The following is a 12,680-nucleotide window of genomic DNA, read 5'->3' on the forward strand; positions in this document are numbered from 1 at the left end:
CATGCGGGTGGTCAAACTCGGCGGCAGCCTATTTCATACCCCCGAATTGCGGCAGTGGCTGGAATTGCTGCAACAGGCCGGGCATAACGAAACCATATTAATGGTTCCCGGCGGTGGCCCGTTTGCTGACGAAGTCCGCTATGCGCAGCGTCTGCATCGCTTCAGTGATACCACCGCCCATCATATGGCTATTCTGGCAATGGCCCAGTTCGGCCTGTTAATGGCTGATCTGGCACCGCAATGCAGGCCTTTCTTTTACCCTCACCAGCATGGCAGCGAGCTGGAAAAGGGTTTATATGTCTGGCTGCCGGATCGGCACGTACTTGATGTGGCTGAATTGCCGCACAGCTGGGATATCAGCTCAGACAGCCTGGCTCTCTGGCTCAGTCAGCAGCTAGAAGCTGAAGAGCTGGTCATGATCAAAAGAACCACCGTGGTCTCCAGCCGCATCACGGCACTGATAGAACATGGTGTGCTCGATAAGGGGTTCAGAACACTCTACGAACACCAGCCGTTACCCACTCAACTGTTTCATTTCCAGCAGCAGGCTTTATTTCCGGACAAGGGGTTGGTTCTGCGATGAAGCACGCGCTACCTGAGCCTGAACAACTCAATAGTTTAGTTCAACAGCTGCTCAATAGTGGCTCCGCCTGCTCTTTACCCGAACATGGCACCAGTCATATGGCATCGCTGCACGCACTCTGTGAGCCGTTATTACAGGAAGCAGCACTTCATCAGCAGCCTGAGTGGGCGGCGCATATGACACCGACGCTGGCACCATACAGCCTGCTGGGGCAGCAGATAGCGGCTCTGCATAGTGGTAATTTATTGTCCGCTGAGCTGTATCCTGCGTTAAAACAGGCTGAGCAATCCTTGCTGCAATGGCTTTGCCAGCATTTTGGCCAGCCACACGCCCACTTCACTCATGGTGGAAGCTACGCCAACCTGGAAGCCTTGTGGCGTGCCCGTGATCTGAGTGCTCACAGCAGCAACCTGGTTTATGGCAGCCGGGCAACGCATTATTCTGTATTAAAAGCCTGTCAGCTTCTCGGTTTGGCATTCAAACCAATCGACACTGATGAACAGGATCGCCTGCTCCCGGAAGCGTTGCAACACGCCTGTCTCGACAGACCGCCCGTTGCTATCGTGTTAAATGCTGGTACCTCGGCAGCAGGGGTAATCGACCCGCTGGAACCTTGCATGGCCATCGGCCAGTCCTATCAGAGCTGGATACATATTGATGCTGCCTGGGGCGGCGCCACCATGATGCTGCCGGAAAACCGGCAGCGGTATCAGCTGCTGCAAAAAGCTGACTCTATCAGTTTTGATCCACACAAAGCTTTATCGCAGCCCAAACCCTCCAGCGTGTTGCTGTCCCGCCATGGCGGTCAATCTCTTGCTGCACAAGTCGACTACCTGTCTTCGTCACCTGACAACAGGTTGCCAGGTTCATATGGTGGTGAGCTGTTTCTGCCATTGTGGTTAAATCTGCAGATGCTGGGTGAAGACTGGTTTTATCAGCAAATCCGGCAGCGACTGGCTCAGTCACGCCAGTTTGCCTTACATCTGGCCGAACTGACCGACTGGCCTGTGTCTGTCTCCGAAACGGGTATTGTTTGTTTCGAACCGAAACAGCCTGACTTGTTGGCAATACTGCCAGACCAAGGTATATTCTCGCGCGCCAGTATTAATGGGCGGCCGGTTTATCGCGCGGTCTTTGCCAGCGCTAATACGCAGGCCGCAAGCCTGATTAAGGTGCTACACCCTTATCTTTAATTTGTTTTTGAACACTGTCAAACCGACGTAACCATGTTGGCAAGGTATTGAGCGGAGCCGGCCATTTTTTACTGGCTGACAAAGCGGCCTGCTTATTATCGTAAACACCGTAAGTCAGCACATGCCAGGGTTTACCATTACGCAGACTGCTAAACTGAGCGACGTCGCCGGTTAGTGCATATTTCTCTATAAACGCCTCTACTTCCTGTTGTGTCCAGGCGCCCATTAACTGAAAAGTATATGCCGTCGCTGGCTGAGACAGAATCCAGTCCTGATCATAAACAGTTGTTTTTTCCTGCTCCTCATCTGGAATGTCAACCGGAGGCTCTTTCTGTATTTGCTCAGCTTGTTCCGGTTCTGCTGACTCGGTATTTTCGTCCGGTTCAACAGGCTGTGTTGTTTCCGTTATCGCATGCTCTGCTGCCGATGACTCGTTCTTTTTTGTGTCTTCGTCTGCCGGTTCGGGAATCTCTGCTAATAATTCAGCGAGTTCATCCCGCTCGGCCTGCTGCAAAATGGGTTTGTTGCTCTTTTCCTCCTCACCAAGCACAATCGTAGCAAGCTCATTTTCTGCTACCAGATCAGGAATCTCTATTTGCTGTTCCTTCACTTCGGGTACAGACATCCATTCATTTATCTGTTGCTGGTAGCTGAGTAAGAAAATAAATATCAGCCCCAACAATACCAGCCCCGACCATCTTAATATCTTGCCCGCAGAGAACGGTAGTCTGTCTGTCAAATTACTGCTTGTTTTCAAACCCAGCAATTGCTGATGTGCCAGGCGATTAAGTCTTCCCGGGTTGCCCTGCGACAGGCGATATAAACGCTGCATATCCTTGTCCGTAAAAGGACAGCTGCCCGTATAACCTGCGGCCGTAAGCCTGTGCATCAGATAAGCTGTTATCTCGTCATTTTCCAGCGCAGGTAAATTGATTGACTGCAAAGATAGACCTTCGATTTGAAACTGCGCTGATGCCGCAGTAAAAATCACTTGGAGCAGACGCAGCTGTTCCTGTTGCCATTCAAGCCAGCTCTTAATCCGGTCAAGCACTTCTGTTGCAATCTGATCAGCCTCATCAACCAGCAATACCGGCACAATATTCAGATGACGCAATTGCTGCAGCCGCTGTTGCAACAATCCGGCCAGCCCCTGCTCGGATGAGAAATTCTGCGTATCACCACCCAAACCTTTTAAGACAATGGCGCTTAACTGTGAGAAATCGGTGTGTGAATTAATCAGACAAAAGCGCAGATCAGGCGCTGATTCGCGCTGTAACTGACCTAACATCGATGTTTTACCCATTCCCGCATTAGCCTGAATCAACACAGGCTTATCCGTCGATCGGAGCAAGTGCAGCAACAGCAGGCGCCGTTGCTCTATCTGGCTACCAGGAAAGAAACTGTCTGCATTTGACACCCCTGCAAATGGCAGGCGCTTTAAAGCCAGCCATGCAAGATAGGCCGGTTCCGGTGATGTCGATGCAATTTCGCTCATTTCAAAGCTAGTGCTCTTTCAATTTGATATTGTTACGTTCAATTGATCTGTCTGCGTTCACGGCAGGACGCCATTCGCAGCGAAGGGGTGTTCCCTGTGCAAGAAGTCGTGGACGCTGAACCCGGTCATCACCTTGCAAGAGTACTAGACTCTCCCAGCCTCAACGTTTCCTGCAGTTTATCAATTGAATAATCGTCACTGATCACCGCGCGCCCGATATCTTTCAACAAGATCAGCCTGATAACACCAGCCTGAACCTTTTTATCCACTGACATCAAAGCCATATATTGCTCAGAAGTCATGCCTTCTGGTCCGTTTACCGGTAAATCTGCAGCTGCAAAAATAGCACGGATTCTGCTGACATCCTGCGCGGATATCCAGCCCATGCGTGCGGACAAGTCTGCCGCCATTAACATGCCAACGGCAATCGCTTCTCCATGCAACCAGTTGCCGTATCCCATACCGGTCTCAATCGCATGCCCAAAAGTATGTCCGAGGTTAAGCAAAGCTCTGACACCTTGTTCCGTCTCATCCATCGCAACTATCTCAGCCTTGTCCTGGCAGGATCGCTCAATCGCATAGGCTAAAGCCTGTGGATTTCTGGCCTTTAAGGCAGCCATATTTTGCTCAAGCCACTCAAAAAAGGCACGGTCGTTAATCAAACCATATTTGATGACTTCTGCCAGCCCTGAAGCCAGTTGGCGATCATCCAGCGTGTTCAGCGTATTGGTATCGGCGATCACACACTGCGGCTGATAAAAGGCTCCGATCATGTTCTTGCCCAAGGCATGGTTGACCGCAGTTTTTCCGCCAACGGAAGAATCTACTTGTGATAATAAGGTGGTAGGGACTTGTATAAACGGCACACCCCGCTGATAACAGGCTGCGGCAAAGCCGGTCATATCGCCAATAACACCGCCCCCCAAAGCAATCAGGGTTACCTGCCGGGAAAACCGTGCCTGCAATAATTTATCAAATACCCGATTGAGTACGTCCAGGGTCTTGAATTGTTCACCATCAGGCAGAACCACGGATTCACACTGATATCCCGGCAGCAGATTCAGCATTTTATTCAGATATAGTGGTGCAATTGTCTCATTGGTGACAATCAAAACTTCTTTATTCTTTAAATGCTGTTGAATCAGTTCAGGCTGAGATAATAAATCCTGGCCTATGTAAATCGGGTAACTGCGCTCAGCAAGGGCAACGTGTAGCGTTTTCATGAGGGATCGTTAATATGTCCTGTTTCTTTCAGTTTTTTGATAACTTCGTTAACCGTATGCTGAACTGACTGTTCACCGGTTTTCAATACAATATCCGCGACATCGCGGTACAGAGGATCACGCTTAGCCAAAAGATCTTCAATTTGTTTTCTGCGATCCGCGAGCTGCAGTAAGGGACGTTTTTTATCTCTGGCAGTTCGCCGATACAGCTGTTCCGCTTCCGCTGACAGATAGACAACATGGCCTCTGGAACGCAACAGCTTTCTATTTTCCTCGGATAACACCGCACCACCGCCCGTCGCAAGCACAATATTGGTCATACCGGTCAGCTCTTCAATAGCACGTGACTCACGCTCTCTGAAACCTGCTTCACCTTCCATTTCGAAAATCCACGAAATGGAAACACCGGTGCGCTGTTCGATTTCCTTGTCGCTGTCATAGAACTTTCTATGCAAAGCCTTGGCAAGCTGTCTGCCGATGGTGGACTTACCGGCTCCCATCGGACCAACAAGGAATATATTACCTGATATCAATGTTTTCTGACCTTCAATTTTTTATCACAAAAAAGCCGGATCAAAGGCGATCCGGCTTCAAAATTCAGTAACAGGCTCTTATATGAGTTTAGTATTGAAGCCCTTCCTTAACGATTTTGGGGGTGACGAAAACCAGAAGCTCACGTTTTCTGTCTTCATTAGCTTTATTTTTGAACAGAAAGCCGACATAGGGCAGATCACCAAAGAAAGGCACTCGTGTGACATTGTTAGAAGTACTCTGTTCATAAATACCACCGAGTACCACTGTTTCACCATTATCAACCAATACCTGGGTTTTAACACTGCGGGTATCGATACTGGGCACACCAAGGAAGACTTCACCCACCTCGTCCTTACTGACTTCCAAATCCATTACGATACGGTCATCAGGCGTGATTTGAGGTGTGACATCCAGTTTCAATACCGCTTCTTTGAACGACACGTTGGTCGCGCCACTTGATGTAGCTTCCTGATAAGGAATTTCAGTACCTTGCTCGATCGTGGCCTGTTGCTGATTGGAAGTAATGACACGTGGGGTTGAAATAACCTCGCCTTTGCCTTCAGCTTGCATAGCCGACAATTCCAGCTCCAGCAACGTACCGAAAGGAAGTTTAGCAAGCGCCAAGCCGATAGAGCCCGCAGGGTTATCAACAGGCAGATTCACATTCATTCGTTCCTCAAAACCAATTGTTTCACCATTCAAGAACTGAGTAGTGGCATCTAGTGAGCCTGAAGTAACCGCCTGATTAATAAATTTATTACCCGATGATTTCTCTTTGGTGACACCAAACCGGACACCCAATTCTTTATTAAAGTCGTTGTTGGCAATAACAATACGTGATTCAATCAGAACCTGGCGCACCGGTTTATCCAGTTGCTCAATCACCTGCCGGATACCGACTAGGTTATCCGCCGTATCACGAATCAACAAAGAATTGGTTCGCTGATCGATGGTGATACTGCCGCGTGGCGACAGAAAACCACTCTGTCCAGAGCCACCACCCTGCTTGCCATCTGTTTTGAGGATTTGTGCCAGTTGATCGGCTTTTGCAAATTTGATTTCAACAATTTCGGTATAGAGTGGTTCGAGTTCAACCAGTTGTTTTTGTGCTTCCAGTTCCTGTTTCTCCCTGGCCGCAATTTCTGCAGCGGGCGCCACCAGCATGACATTACCATTTTGACGCATGGCAAGGCCTTTGGTTTTCAAAATAATATCCAGAGCCTGATCCCAGGGCACATTTTTCAATCGCAGGGTCAGGTTACCCTTGACGGTATCACTGGTTACCAAATTCATGCCGGTAAAGTCTGCCAGCAACTGCAAGACGGCTCTTACTTCAATATTCTGGAAGTTCAAAGACAGCTTTTCACCTTTATATCCAAACTGATCTCTTTGTTGGGCTGCTTGCACATCTTTAGAAACCGGTTTGACTTCAATCACCAGCGTCTGTTCAGATTGATATGCTAGATGCTCATATTCGCCTTCTGTGGTGAGCGTCAACTGCGTTGCGTTACCTTTAGTCTCAGTATCAATATATTTAACCGGAGTGGCGAAATCCATCACATCCAGTCGGCGATGCAGGTTGTCGGGTAAGCCAACATTAGCTAACTCTACAACGATATTGCCGCGCTCCTGACGCACATCCATTGCCGTATCGGTGCCATCCAGTTTAATGATCAAGCGGGCTTCACCTGATTCACCGCGGCGGAAATCAATATCTGTCACTGAGGTATCCGGGCTTGATGAACGTTTGGCAACCTGATGGGCACTTTCGATAGTAACAGTCAGCTGATTACCTGACTGGCTGATGGAATAAGGCACTTTTTGCAAAAGATTAATGACCATTCTGGTACGCTCTCCGGCTTCAACCGCAGAAACACTTCTGGTCACACCGACATTAATTTGTTTTGTTCTCTCTTGCAGCTTATTTTCCACACCGGCAAAATCCAGAATAATTCGGGCCGGGTCGTCAGTAGCAAAGCTATTGGGTTTGGATACGGGTTCCGAGAACGTAAGCTGGATTTTTGCCTTGTTGCCAGGCAGCGCACTGTAATCCAACGCTCGCAGTTCGGCAGCACCTGCCGTCGTCACGGTAGCAAACACCAATGCCAGAGCACAGAATAACTGGCGCTTCAGGGCAGTGGTCCAGTTTTTATCACTTGTTATCAATGTCTGCTTGGCCATGGTGATTCCATTTTTTGTCGTCATGATATTCATTGTTTATTTAACCTCTACTGCCGAAACAGAGGTATCCCGTTCGATGAACCCACCGCGTCCACTGGGAACAATCTCCTTCAAAGTTAACTCTGCTTCACTGATAGACAAGATCTTACCGTGATTTCTACCCATATAATTGCCATTTTGCACACGATGAATAACGCCATCTGGCGCCCGAACCAATGCCCAAATCTGTTCTTGTTCAAGAGTGCCGACAAATTGCAACTCTGATAACTCAAAGGCTTCCAGTGCCTCTTTGCGGCGATTGCTGTCAGGAGTGATACCATTATCTGCAACAGGTGCAAGCTCTGGTTCAGAGACATCAATAACTGTAGGTACAAATGGATCTCTTAGTTTAGCCGCAGCATATTCAAACTTTTCATAAGGTTTCATCACCGGAATAGGCGGTATATCTGATTTCTGCTGTGACTTGACCTTGGCCACATAAGCGCTGAGATCCTCTTTCTCATCCTGACACCCACCAAGCAGGCTGAGCGCTATGACAATGATCGACAGTTTCAGTCTTTCATTCATAGTGATGCTTCCCTTTGTTTATCCCGTTTTGCATATCAATCGTTCTTGTCATCATAGTAACGGTATGTTTTTGCCGTAATGTCCATGGTCATTTTGCCGGTTTTCTGGTTCAACGGCCCCATTTTGATATTGTGCAAAGTGACTATTCTGGGCAATGCGGCTATACCACTGACAAATTCCCCGAACTGGTGGTATGACCCCGTGACTTTCATCGTAATCGGCAGTTCCGCATAAAAATCCACCGGCCGCTCACCTTCGGGTTTGAATAATTCAAATTCCAGTCCATTGATCAAACCTGTACGGGAGATATCGACCAGCAAATCGGGTACTTCACTTTTTCTCGGCAATTGTTCAAGCATGGAAGCAAACAGGACTCTCATTTCCGCCAGCTGTTCTTTGTAAGCCTCCAGGTTTACCGCCTTGGCCTGTTTGGTTTCAAATGTCGTTCTGAGCTGCACTTCTTTTTGTTCAAGGGATTCAAGCTCAGTTTTCTTGTCCTTAAGTATGTAGTAATAACCACCGCCCCACACCAAGGCACAAATAATTACAACTGCTGCGATTTTTATCGGCAGCGGCCATTCACCACTTTCATTGAAATCGAGTTCGGTAATTGAAGACAATTCCATTATTGTTCTCCGTCTTCAGGTTTCGGGGCGGACTCGTTCACTTCGACAGTAAACTTCCTGATCGCATTATCACTTGTAGAGGTTCTTTGGATGACTTTGAGCCTTGACTCACCATATTCTTCATTGTCATCAATTTCGCGCATAAACACGGAAACCCGGGCATTCGACTGGGCAACACCATCAAAGCTGAGTGAATTTCCTGTCCGGGTCACTTTATCGAGGTGAACACCCTCCGGCACGATTCGTACCAGTGAGTCAAAAACCTTGACCACCTTGGGGCGGCTCTGCTGAAGCTCCTGGATCACTTGCATTCTGGCCAGAAGACGATCCCGTTGTTTTTCCAGATCGTTGATTTCTTTTATTTGCTTGTCCAGCTTACTGATTTCCTGTTGCAGGAAAGCATTACGCTGATTTTGTTCTTCAATAAGGCCATCGGCATACATCACAATCAGATAAAGCACAGCAGCTGCAAAAACAAGCCCTGCAACCAGTGCTATATAAAACCGCGTCTGTCTCTCCTGTCGGCGCTCTTCACGCCATGGCAACAAGTTAATGTGGGCCATCAGTCAAAGCTCCTCATTGCCAGGCCGCAAGCAATCATCATCGATGGCGCATCATTGCTCAAAGCCTGTATTTTCACTCTCGGTCCCAGCACCATGTCTGAAAAAGGATTAGCCACTGAGGTAGAGGTACCGGTTTCTTCTTCAATCATGGCATCCACGCCTTTAATTGAGGCGCAGCCACCAGCAAGGATGATATGGTCGATCGACTGGTATTGGGTAGATGCAGAGAAAAAGAATTGCAGAGCACGGGTGACGGTCATCGTCATGGCTCTTTTGAAAGGCTCCAGCACCTTCGGACCGTAATCATCGGGCAAGCTGCCATCTTTCTTAGCCCGGCCAGCTTCCTGATAAGACATGCCATAATGACGCTCGATATCTTCGGTCAGCATGCGCCCGCCAAAGGTTTGTTCGCGGGTAAATACGATTTTGCCATCAACTAAAACATGAAGTGTGGTGACCGTAGCACCGACATCTGCCACGGCAACAGTCAGTCCCTGACCATGATGAGGCAATTGTTGGGCTATGAGTCCAAACGCGTTTTCCATGGTATAAGCCTCTACATCCACCAGCATCGGCTTCAATCCAGCTTTTTCAACCACTTCGGTACGCGCATCCACATTTTCACGGCGGGAGGCAGCCAGCAACACATTCACTGCTTCAACATCTGCGGATGAAGTGCCTAGAACCTCGAAATCAAGCCTGACTTCTTCCAGTGGATAAGGTATGTAGTTTTCGGCTTCAAGCAGCACATTTTCTTCCAGCTCCCTCTCTGACAGCGAAGCGGGAAAAGAAACTGTCTTGGTAATGGCGGAGTTAGCCGACACCGCGACTGCGGCTTCTTTTGCTTTAGTTCCGGAGCGCTTGATAGCACGTCGTATTGCACCAGCCACTTCATCCCGGTTTTCGATACGGCTCTCTACAACCGCATTAACAGGTAACGGCTCAACGGCATAGGACTCAACAGTATATCTTTCCCCTTTCTTGTTGAGTTCAAGTACTTTCACCACCGATGAACTAATGTCGATCCCTAACAAAGGGGATTTTTTTTGTCCGAACATCTATCGCCTCAATTCCCGTTGAACCAATCGTAAGAGATTCACTTAGCCCTATTAGTTAAAGTAGTTTATTAAGAATATAATTAATGTCAACAAAAAACACAACAACGCGAAGGGTTTGAATTGATCCACTGTTATTATTCACGCCTTTATATATACTCTAGTGACTCTTTTTTTGCGAATTTAATCTCCCAATGTTTCAACTCAGTCGTCAGATATTAAAATTTATCATAGCCTTATCCATAGTCTTTATCATAGCTACTGCCGCCGTTTATTTTTTACTGGCTCCCAAGCTACCGGATACCAACACGCTTAAAGAAACGCAGTTGCAGATCCCCTTGCGTATCTTCAGCTCAGAAGGCCTGTTAATGGCTGAGTTCGGCGAGAAAAGACGTATTCCTGTTGAATATCAGGATATCCCTCAATCCATGATTGAGGCCTTTCTTGCAGCAGAAGATGATCGTTTTTACCAACATCCGGGAGTAGATTATCAGGGTATCTTGCGGGCGGTATATTCGCTGCTGACAACCGGCTCTAAAACTCAGGGCGGTAGCACTATCACCATGCAGGTCGCCCGCAATTTCTTTCTATCTAAAGAAAAAACCTATCTGCGCAAAATCAACGAAATCATCCTGGCGCTGGAAATGGAACAAGTGCTTAGCAAGGAAGAAATTCTTACGCTCTATTTAAATAAAATCTATCTCGGCAATCGGGCTTATGGGGTAGGTGCGGCGGCGAACGTCTATTACGGTCGGCCGCTGAGCGAACTGACGTTAGCCGAAATGGCGATGATTGCCGGCCTTCCCAAGGCCCCTTCCAAGTTCAACCCCATAATCAACCCGGAACGGGCCATGATCCGCCGCAATTATGTACTACACCGTATGTGGGAGGTTGGTTACATTAATGAAAAACAATATATCGAAGCCAGTCAAGCGCCTGTCTCTGCCTTATATCACGGGCCTGAGATAGAAGTTTACGCGCCCTATGTTGCTGAAATGGTTCGCACCAAGTTAATTGAAGATTTTGGTGAAGATGCTTATACCAACGGTTTTAACGTATACACAACCATCCGGGCTGAACACCAACGAACGGCTAATCAGTCATTACAAACTGCATTATTGGCTTACGACCGCAGACATGGCTATCGCGGCCCGGTTGAAAACATTAAAGTTGACGAAAACAGCAGCGAAGAAATTCTGGAAGAACTACTCGGAAAATTCGACGCTATTGGGCCGTTGAAACCCGCTATCGTAACTGATGTCAGCAAAGACAGTGCTTCTGTTTACATCAAAAAGCATGGCTTTGTAACACTGAGTCTGGCCTCAATGAAGTGGGCACAGAAACAGCTCAGCACCAACAGTCGCGGCGCTGTACCCAAGCAGGCCGCAGATGTTGTGAAGACCGGGGATGTTATCAGAGTCGAAAAACTGACTGCAGACAACTGGCAGCTGGCGCAACTTCCACAAGCTGAAGGCGCTCTAATTGCAGTTGCTCCTTATGATGGCGCGGTAACGGCCCTCAATGGCGGATTTGAATTCTTCCAGAATAAATTCAACCGCGTCACACAATCACGGCGCCAACCCGGTTCGGGGTTTAAACCGTTTATCTACTCCGCAGCCCTGGAGAAAGGCTACACCCCTGCCAGTATCATTAACGATGCACCGGTTGTATTTGATGATCCGGGCCTGGAAAATGTCTGGCGACCGGAAAACTACAGTGGGCAGTTCTACGGTCCCACTCGTCTGAGGGAAGCACTGATACATTCCAGAAATCTGGTATCTATTCGTTTGTTACGGGATATCGGTGCCAAATATGCTGTTGATTATGCTCAGAAATTTGGTTTCGACCCCAATCAACTGCATAGCAATCTCTCGCTCGCCTTAGGCAGTGGCAGTGCCGCCCCCTGGGATATGGCACGGGCTTATTCTGCACTTGCAAACGGAGGCTACCGTATAGAACCCTATCTGGTGCAACGTGTTGTCGATGCAAATGGTAACACCCTTATGCAGGCACAGCCCCACACAGTCTGTGAAACGTGTTTGCCGGATGAAGTCGACCTGGACTCTGCTGCTTTCAAACCGGCTCAGCGTATTATGACGCCACAAAACAACTACATCATGAACAGCTTACTCAGGGACGTTGTCAGATACGGCACAGGACGTAAAGCCATGAGTCTGGGTAGAAATGATCTGGCCGGCAAGACCGGGACGACTAACGATCAGGTCGACGCCTGGTTTAACGGCTTTCATCCCGAGTTGGTCGCCATCAGTTGGGTAGGCTTTGATACTCCGCGCTCACTGGGTCATTATGAAACAGGTGGCCGTGCAGCTTTGCCTATGTGGATAGACTTTATGAAAGAGGCATTGAAAGGTCTGCCGGAAGAGTCGCTGGAACCACCGGTAGATATGGTCACTGTCAGAATCGATCCGGCAACAGGACTACTGGCAAGACCGGAAGCAGTTGATGCAATCTATGAGACATTCCGTCAGGAACATGTACCCACCGAAATGGCACCAGCCGCCGGTCAGGGGTATGCGGGTGACAGCGGCGCGGCACCTGTCATCGATTTGTTCTAAGGGATTGTATATAAACGCCCCAGTGAACCGCTACCTGGCTCTGATTTGGAACGACTTGCAACCTGCCCTGCGGAAAAGCAGTCC

Annotated in this window: 11 protein-coding genes; 3 read left to right on the forward strand and 8 right to left on the reverse strand. The window is 48.4% G+C overall.

Features of this window, described 5'->3' with window-relative positions; genetic code table 11:
• Window position 1 precedes the first annotated feature (1 nt).
• The gene (locus tag OMP95_RS00835; protein ID WP_266324919.1) at window positions 2-583 is read left to right on the forward strand and encodes a delta 1-pyrroline-5-carboxylate synthetase; all 582 of its coding nucleotides are present in this window, start codon (window positions 2-4) and stop codon (window positions 581-583) included.
• Complete coding sequence (locus OMP95_RS00840; protein WP_266324921.1) at window positions 580-1,776, forward strand: pyridoxal phosphate-dependent decarboxylase family protein; 1,197 nt, start codon at window positions 580-582, stop codon at window positions 1,774-1,776. The genes OMP95_RS00835 and OMP95_RS00840 overlap by 4 nt, the downstream gene beginning before the upstream one ends.
• Here OMP95_RS00840 and OMP95_RS00845 read toward each other — a convergent pair.
• The 8 genes from OMP95_RS00845 to OMP95_RS00880 form a co-directional block, all read right to left on the reverse strand.
• Window positions 1,751-3,271 carry an AAA family ATPase gene (locus OMP95_RS00845; protein ID WP_266324923.1) on the reverse strand — a complete coding sequence of 507 codons (1,521 nt, stop codon included), beginning with the start codon at window positions 3,269-3,271 and terminating at the stop codon, window positions 1,751-1,753. The two genes, OMP95_RS00840 and OMP95_RS00845, sit on opposite strands and share 26 nt — an antisense overlap.
• 128 nt (window positions 3,272-3,399) lie before the next feature.
• On the reverse strand, window positions 3,400-4,494 hold the full coding sequence (aroB, locus tag OMP95_RS00850; RefSeq protein ID WP_266324925.1) for a 3-dehydroquinate synthase: 1,095 nt from the start codon (window positions 4,492-4,494) through the stop codon (window positions 3,400-3,402).
• Window positions 4,491-5,027, reverse strand: coding sequence for a shikimate kinase AroK (gene aroK / locus OMP95_RS00855; protein WP_323135099.1), 537 nt, complete (start codon window positions 5,025-5,027; stop codon window positions 4,491-4,493). Before aroK ends, aroB begins: the two co-directional genes overlap by 4 nt.
• 88 nt (window positions 5,028-5,115) lie before the next feature.
• On the reverse strand, window positions 5,116-7,242 hold the full coding sequence (pilQ, locus tag OMP95_RS00860) for a type IV pilus secretin PilQ (RefSeq protein WP_416234619.1): 2,127 nt from the start codon (window positions 7,240-7,242) through the stop codon (window positions 5,116-5,118).
• 3 nt (window positions 7,243-7,245) lie between these two features.
• A complete protein-coding gene (locus OMP95_RS00865) occupies window positions 7,246-7,776 on the reverse strand; it encodes a pilus assembly protein PilP (protein ID WP_266324931.1) in 531 nt (176 codons plus the stop codon).
• 35 nt (window positions 7,777-7,811) lie between these two features.
• A complete protein-coding gene (locus OMP95_RS00870) occupies window positions 7,812-8,402 on the reverse strand; it encodes a type 4a pilus biogenesis protein PilO (RefSeq protein ID WP_266324933.1) in 591 nt (196 codons plus the stop codon).
• A complete protein-coding gene (locus OMP95_RS00875; protein WP_266324935.1) occupies window positions 8,402-8,965 on the reverse strand; it encodes a PilN domain-containing protein in 564 nt (187 codons plus the stop codon). Before OMP95_RS00875 ends, OMP95_RS00870 begins: the two co-directional genes overlap by 1 nt.
• A complete protein-coding gene (locus tag OMP95_RS00880; RefSeq protein ID WP_266324937.1) occupies window positions 8,965-10,023 on the reverse strand; it encodes a pilus assembly protein PilM in 1,059 nt (352 codons plus the stop codon). The genes OMP95_RS00875 and OMP95_RS00880 overlap by 1 nt, the downstream gene beginning before the upstream one ends.
• Window positions 10,024-10,388: 365 nt before the next feature.
• On the opposite strand from OMP95_RS00880, the gene OMP95_RS00885 reads away from it, so the two are divergent.
• Complete coding sequence (locus tag OMP95_RS00885; protein ID WP_266324939.1) at window positions 10,389-12,596, forward strand: penicillin-binding protein 1A; 2,208 nt, start codon at window positions 10,389-10,391, stop codon at window positions 12,594-12,596.
• The last annotated feature ends 84 nt before the right edge of the window (window positions 12,597-12,680 follow it).

Source organism: Methylophaga sp. OBS4, from assembly GCF_026319305.1.
In the GTDB taxonomy this organism is placed as follows: Bacteria; Pseudomonadota; Gammaproteobacteria; order Nitrosococcales; family Methylophagaceae; genus Methylophaga.